This is a genomic window from Phytohabitans sp. LJ34 (genome assembly GCF_052068095.1).
GTDB lineage: Bacteria > Actinomycetota > Actinomycetes > Mycobacteriales > Micromonosporaceae > Phytohabitans.
Window position 1 is genome coordinate 26,280 of sequence record NZ_JBQHDG010000006.1, and the last position, 15,080, is coordinate 41,359.

Below are 15,080 nucleotides of genomic sequence, written 5' to 3' on the forward strand. Positions count from 1 at the left end.
CTGAGCGAGCGATCAGAGGTGGCACCGTGACCCGGTTGCGCGCGGAGGGGCTGACCCTCGGGTACGACGGCCGGACCGTCGTACCCAACCTCGACGTCACGGTGCTCGACCGCAAGATGACCGCGATCGTCGGTGCCAACGCCTGCGGCAAGTCCACTTTGCTGCGTGGACTGGCCCGGCTGCTGCCGCCCAAGGACGGCGCGGTCTACCTCGACGGCAGGTCGCTGGCCGACCTGAGCACGCTCGACGTCGCCAAGGTGCTCGGGCTGCTCCCGCAGACCCCGGTCGCGCCGGACGGCATCACCGTCGCCGACCTCGTGTCTCGCGGGCGGTACCCGCACCAGGGCTGGTTTCGCCGGTGGACCGCGGGCGACCACGACGCGGTCGCCCGCGCGCTGGAGGCCACCGGCACCGCGGACCTCGTCGACCGCCCGATCCGCGAGCTGTCCGGCGGGCAGCGGCAGCGGGTGTGGGTCGCCATGGCGCTGGCCCAGGACACCGACCTGCTGCTGCTCGACGAACCCACGACGTTCCTGGACATCAACCACCAGGTCGAGCTGCTGCGGCTGCTGCGCGCGCTCAACGCCGAGTCCGGCAAGACCATCGTCGCGGTGCTCCACGACCTCAACCTCGCCTGCCGCTTCTGCGACCACATCATCGCGATGGCGGACGGCGCGATCGTGGCCGAGGGACCGCCCGCCGAGGTGGTCACCGCGGCGCTCGTGGAGAAGGTCTTCGGCATGGCCTGCCTGATCGTGCCGGATCCGGTCGCCGGCACGCCGATGGTCGTGCCAGCCTGAGCCGTCGGTCGGAAACCCGACCGCGCGTGCCGGCCGGGAGCACTAGCGTGAGCCGATGGCGGACAGCTTCCTACCGTCGCGGCACGGCTTCGCGTTCGACAACTCCTGGCCGTCCCAGCCGGCCGTGGTCCTGCCGACCCTGTTCGGCGACATCCGGGTCGGCGACGCCGCCGACGGCCTCTGCGGCGGCATGACCTTCGCCGCGCTCGACTACTGGCGCTCCGGCGCCGCGCCGCCCGACGACCGGCCGGCGGCGGGCCAGCCGCTCTACCGGTACATCGTGGACAGACTGATCGCGTCGTGGCACGTGCCGGCCGGCGTCGCCCAGTACTACCAATGGATGAACCTCCCCGACGGCGACGCCACCTTCCGCGTCTTCGGCCGCCGGGTCCTCACCGAGCGGGGACTCAGCTGGCGCACGATCCGGATCCAGTGGCCCCAGGTCCGAAAGGACCTCGACCGTGGCTTGCCGGTGCCCATCGGGGTGGTGACGGTCAGCTCCAAACGCCCGCAGGACCTCGGCCTCAACCATCAGGTGCTGGCGTACGGCTACAGCGGCACCGGCAGCCGGGTGACCCTGCGCGTCTACGACCCCAACCGCGGCCGCCGCGACGACGTCTACATCGGATTCGACACGGCGGCACCGGCGAAGCCCACCCCCTTCGCGCATAACCTCGGCCTCGGCCAGCGCCGCGTCCGCGGTTTCTTCCGCGCCGCCTACTCACCCGGCGACACCCCGGCTGAACTTCTTTCGCCCACGTCCGCGTCACCTGCGGACCGCATGCTCCCGCGGGCACCGCTCCGGCCGGCGGCGAGCTGACGCTCGCCGAGATCCCCGGCCTCCACTGCCAGGTCCGCGGGCCAAGCCCACCGTTCACCTCCGGGTCGTGCTCCGGGAGGCTTGCGGTGCTCGCCGCCTCGTTCGTCGGGATGATGCTGCCGCGCGGTGCGGGCATGCGCGCCAGGTCGACCCGCACGCGCAGACGGGGCAGCTCGACAGCAGGCCGTAGGGCGCCGCCTATCGACGTGAAGACGCCGGGGGAGGAAGCGGTCCGAGGCCATGCGGGCGATAGGCGGCGGCTCCGATCCGCGGCCGCGCATCACCTCGCGGCCACGCCGACCAACACCAATCGGAAACAGGGGGCGGACCGCGCGTTCGGGCTACCGCCGCACGTTTGGTCGGACGCCGTCTTCGCGAGACCATTGGATAATGGCTCGCTATTCTCGGCGCGATTTCAATCGCAAAGTTGGTCGGCCGGTGGTCCGGCCGCGGTGGACGCGGTGTGGAACGCGGTCCAGGTCGGAGGGCAGCGCCAGTCCGGCTGGGAACGGGCGATGACGGGTGCACCGGTGATCTCTCTGGCGGACGTTTTGCCGGCGCGGGTGTAGGCGGATGAGACGGCTCCGTGTGGTCGCGGCTGTTGCCCGGCCGAGCGGGCTGACCTTTCCTGGCCAGGTGTTTCGGGTGTCGCTGCTGCTCAAGCCGCGTAGGCGCCGAGGGCACGGGTCGAGTCGGGTCTGGTGGGCGAGTCTCGCGCGGGCCCGCCGCTGGAGTGGCACGCGCGCTCTTGCGCAGGCGGCGCATGCGCTCGCCATGGCGCTGGACCAGACCCCAGGCGCGATGGCGCTCGTGCGCGCGACGAAACTCCTCGCGCGCGGGAGAATAGTTGCGCGACTTGGTGCGGTCACGCATTTCGGCGAGTGCGGCCGACGTGAATAATTGAAGTTGCCGCATGCGCCAATTATCCTATGATCGCCCGGAAATTGGTGCCCCGAACGGTGATCGATCATCCCCAATTTGTGGATGGGTCGCAGGGCTTACGACATGCCAATACTTCGAATACGCCGATGATGTGAATTCGAGCCAGCAAAAGGCAACCTTGGAGCCGTGCGGGGCGGCGAGCGGGGCGATGGGTGCCGAGGTGCTGCGCAGATCCAGCCAGAGAGTGACTATCATCGATCTGTGAAGCGAGCGGTGGTCGTCCTGGTGGCGTTGGTGGGGTCGCTCTTCGTGGTGCCGGGGGCGGCCGGTGCCCATGACCGCCCGCCCGCGACAGGGACCGTGGTCGCCGTGCGGCCGCTCCCCGCCGAGTTGCGGCTCGCCGGCACCGGCGCGGCGTGGCGGGTCTGGTACGTCTCCACGTCGTGGAACGGGCGGCGGACGGTGGTCAGCGGCACGGTCACCGTGCCGGCCGGTCGGGCGCCCACCGGCGGTTGGCGGGTGGTCGGCTTCGGGCCGGGCTTCAACGGCACGCCCGACGCGTGCGCGGCGTCGCGGGCCGGCACGCCGCCGTTCGTGCGGCCCCTCGGCGAGGCGCTGCTGGCCGCCGGGTACGCGGTGGCGGTCACCGACTACGAGGGGATAGGCACGCCGGGCGAGGGTTCCGGGGTGAACGGGCGGGCCGAGGCGGCGGCGCTGATCGACGCGGTGCGGGCGGCGCGGCGGATCGCGCCGGTGTCGCGCGCGTGGGCGGCGGTCGGCTACTCGCTGGGCGGGCACGCGGCGCTGTGGGCCGGCGCGGTGGCCGCGTCGTACGCGCCGGAGCTGCGGCACCTCGGCACGGTGGCGGTGGCGCCGACCACGCAGTGGGGGCTCCAGTCGGCCGCCGCCGGTGTGCCCGCCGCGCCGCTCAACCCGGCCGTGCCCTACCTGGGGCGGACGCTGCCGGTGACCGACCGGGGCGCGTTCCGGGCCGAGGACGTGTTCACGCCGCGCGGGCTGGAGCTCGTCGCGGCCGCCGGTCGGCTGTGCGTGGCCGACCTGGCCGCCACCGCGGCGGGCGTCACCAACGGAGACGCGTTCCTCGACCCGCCGGCCGCGGGCGCGGTGTTCGCGTCGCTGCTCGCCGACGACGAGGTGCCGGTGGCGCGGTACGACCGGCCGGTGCGGCTGGCACACGGCACGGCCGACGCCCTGCCGGCCGCGCTGACCGAGCTGACCGCCGGCCAGCTCGCGGCCGCCGGCACCGACGTCGGGTACGTGCCGGTCGCCGGCGCCGACCACTTCACCGTGCTGGCGGCGGTGGCGCCGCGGGTGGTGGGGTGGCTGTGCGAGATGTTCAGCTCGTGAAGAGCTTCGCGGCGGTGATGACGGTCTGCGTCACGCCGTAGCCGAGCAGCGCCGCGACCAGCAGCCACGACACCCACAGCCGGGTCGTCTGGTTCATCGGGTGGGACTCCCTTCCGCCGCGACGGTCTCGGTCGGCGGCGGCCCGGCGGCGGGCTCGTGGTGGTGGTCGGGGACCGGCCGGATCAGCAGGTTCGCGACGAAGCCGACGGCCAGCACACCGACCATCGTGAACAGTGCCGGCCGGTACGCCGCGGCGGTCAGCGTGCCGGGCTTGCCCTGCGCGTCGAGGAAGCCGTTGACGATGAGTGGCCCGGCGATGCCGGCGGCTGACCAGGCGGTCAGCAGGCGGCCGTGGATCGCGCCGACCTGGAAAGTGCCGAACAGGTCGCGCAGGTACGCCGGAACCGTCGCGAAGCCGCCCCCGTAGAACGACAGGATGACGCCGGCGAGCAGCACGAACAGCCCGGTCGCGGCGTGCCCCACGGCGGCGAGCAGCGCGTACAGCACCATGCCCACGCCGAGGTACACCATGTAGATGGGCTTGCGGCCGATCAGGTCCGATGTGGACGACCAGGCGAACCGGCCGGCCATGTTGAACAGCGACAGCAGCCCGACGAAGCCGCCCGCCGCCGCCACGGTCACGCTCGACGTGCCGCCGTCCCGGAAGAAGTCCTGGATCATCGGGCTGGCCTGCTCCAGGATGCCGATGCCGGCGGTCACGTTGCAGAAGAGCACCACCCACAGCAGCCAGAAGGAGCGGGTGCGGATCGCGTTCGAGGCGGAGACGTTCGCGGTGGTGACCAGCGGTTTGGCGGCGACGGTCGCCGGGTCGAAGCCGGCCGGCCGCCAACCCGGTGGCGGGACGCGGACGTTGACCACGCCGAACATCATGATCACGAAGTATCCGGCGCCCAGTGTCAGGAACAGCCCGACCAGCGCGCCGCTGGAGGCCACCGAGCCGGCGACACCCGAGTCGTAGCCGGAGTCGTAGAGCTCCAGCAGCTGGCGGGAGAGCGGGCTGGCGACCAGCGCGCCGCCGCCGAAGCCCATGATGGCCAGCCCGGTGGCCAGGCCCGGCCGGTCGGGAAACCACTTGATGAGCGTGGAGACGGGGGAGATGTAGCCGATCCCGAGCCCGATACCGCCGAGGAACCCGTATCCCAGGTACACGAGCCACAGCTGCTTCGTGGCGATACCCAGGGCTCCTACGACAAAGCCGCTGGCCCAGAACGAGGCGGAGACGAACATCGCCTTGCGCGGCCCGTTCGCCTCCACCCAGGTGCCGCCGACCGCCGCCGACAGGCCGAGCATCACGATGGCGATGCTGAAGATGACGCCGATCGCGGTCTGGCTCGCGTCGAAGTGCGCGATGAGCGAGTTCTTGTAGACGCTGGTCGCGTACGCCTGCCCGATGCACAGGTGCACCGACAGTGCCGCGGGCGGGATCAGCCAGCGGCTGTATCCCGCCGGGGCGACGGTGTGCTGGTGGTCCAGCGCTGACAGCAGACGCACGGTGCCTCCCGCCCTCCGCGAACGAAGCTCCTCTATCGCTCGGAACCTAATGCGCAAGTCGGGCGATGCGCGCCCAGTGGTCTATTCCACGCGCCCGGTGGCACCCGAAATGAGCCGAATGGTCAGCGTGGCCCACTCGCCGTGGCGGGCGCGGCCGTCCACTGTGAGCAGTGCGGTGGCCAGGGCCTAGCGGGCCACACACCGGCCCGGCGCCAGGCCGGCCTGGTTGCCGAACTCGACGTGCTGCCCGGCGCCACCGCTGCCGGCTCCGGCCCGGGCGGGGGCGGTGAAAGGCGGCGGCGGACAGCACCAGGATCACGGCGAGAGTCTTCCCCAGGCCCGTAACGTGCACCCGCGTCTCATGGACGAGGACCGATGTGTCGCGCACCTGACGGCTTCCCGGCCACGGCGTACACGACGTTGGTCTCCACCTCGCGGATCGCCCGTGCCTCGACGCGCGCGACGGTCGCCGCCCGCACCCGTGCCACCGCCTCGGGGTCGAGCCGCGCGACGGTCGCCCGGTAGCCGGTGCCGAGCACGACCGTCCACCAGTCGCCGGGGTCAGCCAGCGGGTGCGTGCCCGCCTCGGCCACCACGGCCGGCGCCGCCGCGCCCGCCCGCGTGAAGAGGTCGGCGAGGGCGGCCGGCTCGGTCACCCGCGTCCACGGGTGGAAGCCGCCCACCAGGTCGGGACGCTCCGCACCGACCGCGGCCCAGAACTCCCCGGTCGCCGGCTCGAACAGCCGCGGCCCCCAGACCGTGACCGCCAGCCGCCCGCCGGGGCGGACCAGCCGCCACAGCCGGCGGACGCCGGCGACCATGTCGGGCAGGAAGAAGACGCCGAACACGCACACCACCGCGTCGAAGTGCTCTGGCGCGAGGTCGACCCGCTCGACGTCGGCGACGCGGAACTCCACGTTGGACAGACCGCGCTCGCGCGCCTTGGCACGGGCCAGCGCCAGCGCCGGCTCGCTGAGGTCGACGCCGAGGACGGTGCCGTGCGGGCCGACCCGCCGAGCGGCCGGCAGCGCGGAGGCGCCGGTGCCGCAGCAGGCGTCGAGCACCCGCTCGCCGGGCCGCAGGCCGAGCCGGTCGACCGTCCGCCGGCCGAACCGCTCCCAGAACGGCAGCGCGTCGAAGTGGTCGGCCGCCGCCGCGTACGCCGCGGCCGCGGCGGCCTTGATGTCCTCCGCCACGCCCCTCAGTATCGCCCCGCCATCGCCCGGCGATAGGAACGTTCCGGTATAGCCGATTGGATTGAAAGATGTCCCTAAATGGATAGCGTGTGGGCGGGGTCACCCCCCACGACGTCCAGGAGGTCATCAATGGTCCTAAGAAGACTGTCGGTCGCGGCGCTCGGCGCCGTGATGGTCGCGGCGCTGAATGTCGCCGGCGCGGCACCGGCCGGCGCGGCGCCACAGTTCTACGGAAGCGCCGCCGCCACCGATCCCGGCGGCACCGTCACGCCGATGATCGTCGGCGGCCGGCCGGCCTCGGAGAACTACTCGTTCCTCGTGTACACGTCCGGCTGCACCGGCTCGCTCATCAAGGCGAACTGGGTCGTCACCGCACGGCACTGCCCGACGCCGTCGTCGGTTCGGGTCGGCAGCATCAACCGCACCAGCGGCGGGACCGTGGTCGCCGTCAACGGCGCGGTCAGCCACTCGCGGGCCGACGTCAAGCTGCTGCGGCTGGCCAGCTCGGTGACGCAGGCGCCGGCGCCGATCCCGACCACCTCGGGCGCGGTCGGCACCGCCACCCGGATCATCGGGTGGGGCCTGACCTGCCCGACCCGCGGCTGCGGCTCCACGCCGACGATCGCCAACGAGCTCGACACCTCGATCGTCGCGGACAGCCGCTGCCTCGGCATCGACGGCCCGGTCGAGATCTGCACCAACAACACCAACGGCAACTCGGGCGCCTGCTACGGCGACTCGGGCGGCCCGGAGGTGCGCCTGGTGAACGGCCGCTGGAACCTCATCGGCGCGACCAGCCGGTCCGGCAACGGCAGCGCGGTCTGCGCGACCGGCCCGTCCATCTACGGTGACCTCCCGGCGATCCGGGCGTGGATCAACACCCAGGTGGGCGGCCTGCCCAGCTGAGCGCGCACCATCCGGCGGCGGGGCGGCGAACGGCCACCCCGCCGCTCTCAGCTCGAGCGGCGGCGCGCGCCGGTGTCGGCCATCGCCGCGATCAGGTCGTCGCGGGCCCGGGCCACCCGGGAGCGGATCGTGCCGACCGGGCAGTCGCAGACCTGGGCCGCCTCCGCGTACGAGAGCCCGAGCACCTGCGTGGCGACCAGCGCGTCCCGCCGCTCGGGCGCCAGCCCGTCGAGCAGCCGCCGCAGCACGACGCCGTCCTCGACCGGAAACACCCGCGTTTCGGCCACGGCCGGAAAGTCGTCCAGCGCGGCGGTCCGGGGCCGGGCCGCGGCGGTGCGCCGGTGGTCGACGACGACCCGGCGCGCGATCACGAAAAGCCAGGTGAGCGCCGACGAGCGGGCGGCGAACCCGGGCAGGCTGCGCAGCGCCCGCGCGTAGGTCTCCTGGGTCAGGTCGTCCGCCTCGCCCGGCCCGGCCAGGTGGGCGACGAACCGCCACACCCGTTGCTGGGTCGCCCGGACGAACGCGGCCGCCGCGACCCGGTCACCCTGCCCGGCGGCGAGCGCCAGCTCCGTCTCGTCGTCCACGCACGGATAGTCGGCGGGCGCGGCGCTCTGGTTCCCCGCGGTGCGGTGAAATTCATGATGTTTTATTTGGGCTGCCGCGATGTCCGTCGTGGTCGCCCTCCGTCGCTCCCGCGGCCTCACCCGTCCGCCGCTGGTCGCGGTCACCCCACGGGGGCCTGCGGCCCGGGCGCGCCCCGGACCGTCGGGATGGCACCGGCGGGTGGCGTCTGATCCCTTGATCGACGGGCGACCTTGTAGATCGTGGTCATCCGAACCCCCTCCAGGGGGCCTGAACGACCACGATCACCAGGCTGCCGCCCACTCTCGTCGCCGATCAAGGCCCGCGGCAACACGCCGGCCACCAAACCGTATGCTCCCGCGGGCACCGTTCCCGGCCGGCGGCTCGCGGGGCGAGCCGAGTTCCCCGGCCGTCCACTGCCGGGTCCGCGGGACAAGCCCCGGGTTCGTTCGCTGGGCGGCCGCGGCCCTCTCTACCTGCCGCATCCTGACGTAGCGTCAGCAGCGTCGGGGGTCGGGCTTTGAGATCTAGGAGACTTAGGGTTGATATGGCGCCCTAACTCTCCAAGATCTGGCATTGGATGCCGTCACGCCCGCTACGGCGGTTACTCCTGGTGACGGTGCCTCTGTCCGGGTCTGTTGCGGTCGCCTCGGTAAGGGGCATTGTGGACAAACGAGCCGTGCGCGGTGCGCCCCGCCCCCGCATCGTCACGCCGACGCGGGTCGAGGTCCTGGCGCGGTGCCCGGCCGGCCGCGGGGTGGGCGTGACCCGCGGCGGACGGGTGAGGCCGCGGGAGCGACGGTCTGGACCACGACGGGCGTCGCGGTAGCTCAAATCTTCGAGATCGGGGTCTCGGTTCGCCGGCGTGGCGTTGAGAACGGTCACAAGGCGCGGGCGGGGGTGCGGAGGCCGGCCGGGCACGGTGGGTGGTCGTGGGTGCCGTTATCGCTTTGTTATGCGGAGGGTGACGGGGCCGACCTGCCAAGATCAGAACAATACGGTCACGCGGGGATCGGGCCGCTGGTGGTGCGGCTGATCGATACGTCGGGTGATCTCGTTACGCGACCGTGACTGGTGGATGTCCTGGGCACACCTTGACGGCGCGAATGTGAGCGCTAACAATGTGGCTCAACCTGATCTTCGGGCCTGCATGACACGTGATCCCGGAGGGGAGAGATTTGTGAACAGGAAACTTCTGGCCGCTCTGGGCGGCGCGGTGCTGGCGTTCAGCCTCGCGGCCTGTGGTGGAGAGGGTGCCGGTGGGGATACCGATACCGCGGCTCAGGACCCTAAGGACCTGACGATCGGCGTCTCGATGCCGACGCAGACCTCGGAGCGGTGGATCGCCGACGGCAACTCGGTCAAGGAAAAGCTGGAGGCCAAGGGCTACAAGGTCGACCTCCAGTACGCGAACGACGACATCCCGACGCAGTCGCAGCAGGTCGACCAGATGATCACGCAGGGTGCCGACGTCCTGGTGATCGCGGCGATCGACGGCACGGCGCTCAGCGGCCAGCTCCAGGCCGCCGCGGACAAGAAGATCCCGGTGATCGCCTACGACCGGCTGATCCGCGACAGCAAGAACGTCGACTTCTACGTCAGCTTCGACAACTACAAGGTCGGCGTCGCGCAGGCCAACGCGCTGCTGGTCGGGCTCGGGCTCCAGACGAAGGAGGGCGCGAAGGGCACCAAGACCGGGCCGTTCAACGTCGAGCTGTTCGCCGGGTCGCTGGACGACAACAACGCCCACTTCTTCTTCGACGGCGCGATGGACACGCTCAAGCCGTTCGTCGACAGCAAGGCGCTGGTGGTCAAGTCGGGCCAGACCGCCATCGAGAAGGTGGCGATCCTGCGGTGGCAGCAGGAGACCGCGCAGAAGCGCATGGAGGACCTGCTGACCTCCTCGTACAACGACGGCTCGAAGGTCAACGGTGTGCTGTCCCCCTACGACGGCCTGTCCCGCGGCATCATCACCGCCCTCCAGAACGCCGGCTACGGCAAGGGCGCCAACCCGATGCCGGTCGTGACCGGTCAGGACGCGGAGATCGCCTCGGTCAAGCTCATCAACGACGGCGTGCAGAGCTCGACGATCTTCAAGGACACCCGGCTCCTGGCCGAGCAGGCCGTCATCGGCGCCGAGGCGTTCCTCCAGAAGAAGACGCCGACCGCCAACGACACCAAGACGTACGACAATGGCGTGAAGGTCGTGCCCTCGTACCTGCTGCCGGTGGTGACCGTCTACAAGGACGACATCAAGAAGGAGCTCATCGACTCCGGCTACTTCACGGCGGAGGAAGTCGCCGCCGGCCAGGCCAAGTAGACGCGCGGTCGGGCTCGGCGGTGGCGGCCGCCGAGCCCGACCCCGTGGCCGGCGTGCGGACGATGAACGGAGGATGCGGGATGGGCGACGACGTACTACTCGAGATGCGCGGCATCACCAAACGGTTTCCCGGTGTGACGGCGCTCGCCGACGTGTCGCTCGCCGTCCGGCGCGGGGAGATCCACGCGATCTGCGGGGAGAACGGCGCCGGCAAGTCCACCCTCATGAAGGTGCTGTCCGGCGTGTACCCGACCGGCAGCTACGACGGCGAGATCATGTTCGACGGCCAGCCGGTGCACTTCGGCGGCATCCGCGACAGCGAGGCCGTCGGCATCGTGATCATCCACCAGGAGCTCGCGCTGGTGCCGTACCTGTCGATCGCGGAGAACATCTTCCTCGGCAACGAGCGCCGTGGCCGCGGCGGCTTCATCGACTGGAACCGCACGAACGCCGACGCGGCCGCGCTGCTGGCCTCGGTGGGGCTGGACGAAAACCCGGTCAACGCGGTCATCCAGCTCGGCGTCGGCAAGCAGCAGCTGGTCGAGATCGCCAAGGCACTGTCCAAAGAGGTGCGTCTGCTGATCCTCGACGAGCCGACCGCCGCGCTCAACGACATCGACTCCGCGCACCTGCTCGACCTGCTGCGGCGGCTGCGCGACCAGGGCATCACCTGCATCATGATCTCGCACAAGCTCAACGAGATCACCGCCATCGCCGACTCCACCACCGTGATCCGCGACGGGCGCACGGTCGAGACGCTCGACATGCGGTCCGGCGACGTGACCCAGGAGCGCATCATCCGCGGCATGGTGGGGCGCGACCTCGACAGCTTCTACCCCGACCGGGTCTCCGCGCCGGGGGAGGAGGTGCTCCGGATCGAAGACTGGACCGTGTGGCATCCGGTCCAGCCGCGCAAGGTGGTCGACGGGGCCAGCCTCAACGTGCGAGCCGGCGAGGTCGTCGGCATCGCCGGGCTGATGGGCGCCGGCCGCACCGAGTTGGCGATGAGCGTGTTCGGCCGCTCGTACGGGCGGGACATCACCGGCCGGCTCTTCATGCACGGCAAGCAGGTGCGCGCGCGCACCGTGGCCGAGGCGATCGACAACGGCATCGCGTACGCGACCGAGGACCGCAAGCGCTACGGCCTCAACCTCATCGCCGACGTGCGGGCCAACGTCTCCGCCGCGGCGCTCGGCAAGCTCGCCCGCGGCGGCTGGGTCAACGGCAACGAGGAGATCAAGGTCGCCGAGGAGAGCCGCCGCGACCTGAACATCCGGACCCGCACCGTGATGGACCAGGTGGGCACCCTCTCCGGCGGCAACCAGCAGAAGGTCGTGCTGTCGAAGTGGCTCTTCACCGACCCGGACGTGCTGATCCTGGACGAGCCGACGCGGGGCATCGACGTCGGCGCGAAGACCGAGATATACGCGATCATCAACAAACTCGTGGCGCGGGGGAAGGCCGTCATCGTGATCTCGTCGGAGCTGCCCGAGCTGCTGGGGATGTGCGACCGGATCTACACGCTCTCGGCCGGGCGGATCACCGGTGAGATGCCGGTCGCCCAGGCCACCCAGGAAAACCTCATGGCGCTCATGACGAAGGAGAAGGAGCTCGCCGGATGACCAGCACCAAGCCCACTGAGAAGGCGGAGCTCGCCCCGTCCGGGAGCGCCCCGTCCGTGGCGCTGCACGCCGGCACCAGCGACCCGCGCACGCTCATCATGCGCAACCTCCAGCAGAGCGGCATCTACGTCGCGTTCGTCGCCCTCGTGCTGCTGTTCGCGTTCCTGACCGACGGCGTCCTGCTCAGCCCGGACAACATCACCAACATCGTGCTCCAGTACTCGCACATCCTGGTGCTCGCGATCGGCATGGTGATCCTGATCGTCGCCGGCCACATCGACCTGTCGGTGGGGTCGGTGGTCGCGCTCACCGGGGCGGTCTCGGCCGTCGTCGTGATCCAGCAGGACTACCCGTGGTGGCTGGGCGTCGTCGCGGCCATCGCCGTCGGCGTCGCGACCGGCGCCTGGCACGGCTTCTGGGTGGCGTACGTCGGCATGCCCGCGTTCATCGTCACGCTGGCCGGCATGCTGCTGTTCCGCGGCCTGACGCTCCAGGTGCTCGACAACATCTCGCTCTCCCCGTTCCCGAGCCAGTACAACGACATCGCCATCGGCTTCCTCAACGGCCTGCTCGGCGGGCAGGGCTACGACGCGTTCACCCTCCTGATCGCCGCGATCGCCGTCGTCGGGTACGCGGTGAGCGTGTTCCGCACCCGGCTCGCGCGGATCCGCTACCAGCAGTCCGTGGAGTCGTTCCCGCTGTTCGTGGCGCGGGTGCTGCTGGTCGGCGCGGTGGTCATGTACTTCGCCTGGCAGCTCGCGCACTCGCGCGGCCTGCCGATCGTCCTGCTCATCCTGGCCGTCCTGGTGATCGCCTACGGCCTGATGACCCAGAACACCGTCTTCGGCCGCCAGGTCTACGCGATCGGCGGCAACCTGTCCGCCGCGACGCTCTCCGGCGTGAAGGTCCGCAAGGTCAACTTCTGGATCTTCGTGAACATGGGGCTGCTGGCCGGCATCGCCGGTGTCATCTACTCCGCCCGCACCAGCGGGGCGCAGCCGGGCGCCGGCAACATGTTCGAGCTCGACGCGATCGCCGCGGCGTTCATCGGCGGAGCGGCCGTCGCCGGCGGCGTCGGCAAGGTCACCGGCGCGATCGTCGGCGGCCTGTTCATGGCGGTCATGAGTAACGGCATGCAGCTCGAGGGCATCGACCAGTCCACGCAGTCGGTGGTCAAGGGTCTGGTCCTGCTGCTGGCCGTCGCGTTCGACATCTACAACAAGCGGCGGGCCGGGGCAACCCGCTGACACCCCGCACCGCGCGTGCACGAACAGAAGGGAAGGCCGTGACCGAGGACTCCTACCCGGGCAAAGAAGTCTGGTTCCTGACCGGGAGCCAGGGACTGTACGGCGAGGAGACGCTGCGCCAGGTCGCCGAGCAGTCCCAGCGCGTGGCCGCCGCCCTGGAGGCGGCCGCCGGCGTGCCGGTCCGGGTCTCCTGGCAGCCGGTGCTGACCAGCGGCGACGCCATCCGCCAGGTGATGGGCCGGGCCAACGAGTCCCCGGCCTGCATCGGCGTGATCGCGTGGATGCACACGTTCTCCCCGGCCAAGATGTGGATCTCGGGCCTGGACACGCTCCGCAAGCCGCTGCTGCACCTGCACACCCAGGCCGACGCCGCCCTGCCCTGGGCGACGATCGACATGGACTTCATGAACCTCAACCAGGCCGCGCACGGCGACCGCGAGTTCGGGTTCGCGCTGACCCGGCTGCGGGTCGCCCGCACCACGGTCGCCGGGCACGTGAGCGACCCGGCGGTGGCCGCGCGGATCGGCTCGTGGACCCGCGCGGCGGCCGGCGTGGCGGAGGCGCGGTCGCTGCGGCTGGCCCGCTTCGGCGACAACATGCGCGACGTCGCGGTCACCGAGGGAGACAAGGTCGAGGCGGAGCTGCGGGTCGGCGTCTCGGTCAACACCTGGGGCGTCAACGACCTCGTCCGGATCGTCGACGGGGTCAAGGACACCGCCGTCGACGCGCTGATCGAGGAGTACCTGGAGACCTACGAGCTGGACGCCGACGTACGCCCCGGCGGCGCGCGGCACGACAGCGTCCGCTACCAGGCCCGCGTGGAGGCGGCGCTGCGGCAGTTCCTGGAGGAGGGCGGGTTCCGGGCGTTCACCACCAACTTCGAGGACCTCGGCGGCCTGCGACAGCTGCCCGGCCTCGCGGTGCAGCGGCTGATGGCGGCCGGCTACGGCTTCGGCGGCGAGGGCGACTGGAAGACCGCGGCGCTGACCCGCGTCCTCAAGGTGGTCGGCGGCGACCGGCCGGGCGGCACCTCGTTCATGGAGGACTACACGTACCACCTGGCGCCCGGCACCCCGAAGGTGCTCGGCGCGCACATGCTGGAGGTCTGCCCGACGATCGCCGGGGAGCGCCCGCGCATCGAGGTACACCCGCTCTCCATCGGCGGCCGGGAGGACCCGGCCCGCCTGGTGTTCACGGCGGCGAGCGGCCCGGGCGTCGTGGTCGGCTGGGCCGACCTCGGGGACCGCTTCCGCTGGGTGGCCAACGACATCGACGTCGTACCGCCGGACGAGCCGCTGCCCCACCTGCCGGTCGCCCGCGCGGTGTGGGAGCCGCGCCCCGACTTCTCCACCGCCACCGAGGGCTGGCTCACCGCCGGCGGGCCGCACCACACGGTGCTGTCGACCGCGGTCGAGGCGGACGAGGTGCACATCGTGGCGGAGCACCTGGGCATCGAGCTGGTGCACATCGACGCCGGCACCACCCGCCGCGGCCTCGCCAAGGAGCTGCGCTGGAGCGCCGCCTACCACCGGCTCGCCCAGGGCCTGTAATCCGCGCGCCTTCTCGTGGTCAGAGCTCATCTCCGCTTTGAGAGGAGCTCTGACCGCGTCCGGGCGATCGCGAACGCCGCCGGCCGCACGCCCGGCGTGGCCCGTGGTGGCGTTTCCGCGGGCCCACTGTAGTGCGGTGGCCCGGGTATCGCGGAGCTTTGGGAAGCGGGCGGGTCGCGTGACCGGACTGACGTCGCGCGTTGAATCGGCGTGATGTCGATCGCAAATTCGGTTGGGCGGTGAATGGGCCGTAGTCGGCGCGTGACGCACCG

At 71.3% G+C, this 15,080-nt stretch carries 12 protein-coding genes; 8 read left to right on the top strand and 4 right to left on the bottom strand.

All coding sequences use genetic code 11. The features are described 5' to 3' along the window. The first annotated feature begins 26 nt into the window (after positions 1 to 26). The 3 genes from ACTMTJ_RS12345 to ACTMTJ_RS12355 all read left to right on the top strand — a co-directional run bounded on the left by ACTMTJ_RS12345 (position 27) and on the right by ACTMTJ_RS12355 (position 3,870). A complete protein-coding gene (locus ACTMTJ_RS12345) occupies positions 27 to 800 on the top strand; it encodes an ABC transporter ATP-binding protein (protein WP_441216364.1) in 774 nt (257 codons plus the stop codon). A gap of 55 nt (positions 801 to 855) precedes the next feature. After that, positions 856 to 1,620 (top strand): hypothetical protein, encoded by a 765-nt coding sequence (locus tag ACTMTJ_RS12350; protein WP_441216368.1) that lies wholly within the window; start codon positions 856 to 858, stop codon positions 1,618 to 1,620. A gap of 1,143 nt (positions 1,621 to 2,763) precedes the next feature. Then, positions 2,764 to 3,870 carry a lipase family protein gene (locus tag ACTMTJ_RS12355; protein ID WP_441216369.1) on the top strand — a complete coding sequence of 369 codons (1,107 nt, stop codon included), beginning with the start codon at positions 2,764 to 2,766 and terminating at the stop codon, positions 3,868 to 3,870. Here ACTMTJ_RS12355 and ACTMTJ_RS12360 read toward each other — a convergent pair. From ACTMTJ_RS12360 to ACTMTJ_RS12370, 3 genes are all read right to left on the bottom strand, one after another. Further along, on the bottom strand, positions 3,860 to 3,967 hold the full coding sequence (locus ACTMTJ_RS12360; RefSeq protein WP_441216370.1) for an MFS transporter small subunit: 108 nt from the start codon (positions 3,965 to 3,967) through the stop codon (positions 3,860 to 3,862). The genes ACTMTJ_RS12355 and ACTMTJ_RS12360 overlap by 11 nt on opposite strands. Further along, positions 3,964 to 5,376 carry an OFA family MFS transporter gene (locus ACTMTJ_RS12365; protein ID WP_441216840.1) on the bottom strand — a complete coding sequence of 471 codons (1,413 nt, stop codon included), beginning with the start codon at positions 5,374 to 5,376 and terminating at the stop codon, positions 3,964 to 3,966. The genes ACTMTJ_RS12360 and ACTMTJ_RS12365 overlap by 4 nt, the downstream gene beginning before the upstream one ends. Positions 5,377 to 5,741: 365 nt before the next feature. Then, complete coding sequence (locus ACTMTJ_RS12370; RefSeq protein WP_441216371.1) at positions 5,742 to 6,578, bottom strand: class I SAM-dependent methyltransferase; 837 nt, start codon at positions 6,576 to 6,578, stop codon at positions 5,742 to 5,744. Between the two features lie 129 nt (positions 6,579 to 6,707). Between ACTMTJ_RS12370 and ACTMTJ_RS12375 the strand changes: the two genes are divergently transcribed. Continuing rightward, the gene (locus ACTMTJ_RS12375) at positions 6,708 to 7,484 is read left to right on the top strand and encodes a S1 family peptidase (protein WP_441216372.1); all 777 of its coding nucleotides are present in this window, start codon (positions 6,708 to 6,710) and stop codon (positions 7,482 to 7,484) included. Between the two features lie 47 nt (positions 7,485 to 7,531). Here ACTMTJ_RS12375 and ACTMTJ_RS12380 read toward each other — a convergent pair whose 3' ends face one another. Further along, the gene (locus ACTMTJ_RS12380) at positions 7,532 to 8,071 is read right to left on the bottom strand and encodes a sigma-70 family RNA polymerase sigma factor (protein ID WP_441216374.1); all 540 of its coding nucleotides are present in this window, start codon (positions 8,069 to 8,071) and stop codon (positions 7,532 to 7,534) included. A 1,178-nt stretch (positions 8,072 to 9,249) separates the two neighbouring features. On the opposite strand from ACTMTJ_RS12380, the gene chvE reads away from it, so the two are divergent. The 4 genes from chvE (at position 9,250) to araA (ending at position 14,808) form a co-directional block, all read left to right on the top strand. After that, positions 9,250 to 10,389 carry a multiple monosaccharide ABC transporter substrate-binding protein gene (gene chvE / locus ACTMTJ_RS12385; protein WP_441216376.1) on the top strand — a complete coding sequence of 380 codons (1,140 nt, stop codon included), beginning with the start codon at positions 9,250 to 9,252 and terminating at the stop codon, positions 10,387 to 10,389. An 80-nt stretch (positions 10,390 to 10,469) separates the two neighbouring features. Next, a complete protein-coding gene (mmsA, locus tag ACTMTJ_RS12390; RefSeq protein ID WP_441216377.1) occupies positions 10,470 to 12,011 on the top strand; it encodes a multiple monosaccharide ABC transporter ATP-binding protein in 1,542 nt (513 codons plus the stop codon). Next, entirely contained in the window at positions 12,008 to 13,258 is a 1,251-nt protein-coding gene (gene mmsB / locus ACTMTJ_RS12395) for a multiple monosaccharide ABC transporter permease (RefSeq protein ID WP_441216379.1), read from the top strand. The genes mmsA and mmsB overlap by 4 nt, the downstream gene beginning before the upstream one ends. Before the next feature lie 38 nt (positions 13,259 to 13,296). Further along, positions 13,297 to 14,808 carry an L-arabinose isomerase gene (gene araA / locus ACTMTJ_RS12400; protein WP_441216380.1) on the top strand — a complete coding sequence of 504 codons (1,512 nt, stop codon included), beginning with the start codon at positions 13,297 to 13,299 and terminating at the stop codon, positions 14,806 to 14,808. Positions 14,809 to 15,080: the final 272 nt, after the last annotated feature.

Bases quoted from the DNA above. Each gene is read 5' to 3' on its own strand.
- mmsB (WP_441216379.1), top strand. From the start codon at position 12,008: ATGACCAGCACCAAGCCCACTGAGAAGGCGGAGCTCGCCCCGTCCGGG.
- ACTMTJ_RS12360 (WP_441216370.1), bottom strand. From the start codon at position 3,967: ATGAACCAGACGACCCGGCTGTGGGTGTCGTGGCTGCTGGTCGCGGCG.
- ACTMTJ_RS12350 (WP_441216368.1), top strand. From the start codon at position 856: ATGGCGGACAGCTTCCTACCGTCGCGGCACGGCTTCGCGTTCGACAAC.
- mmsA (WP_441216377.1), top strand. From the start codon at position 10,470: ATGGGCGACGACGTACTACTCGAGATGCGCGGCATCACCAAACGGTTT.
- ACTMTJ_RS12375 (WP_441216372.1), top strand. From the start codon at position 6,708: ATGGTCCTAAGAAGACTGTCGGTCGCGGCGCTCGGCGCCGTGATGGTC.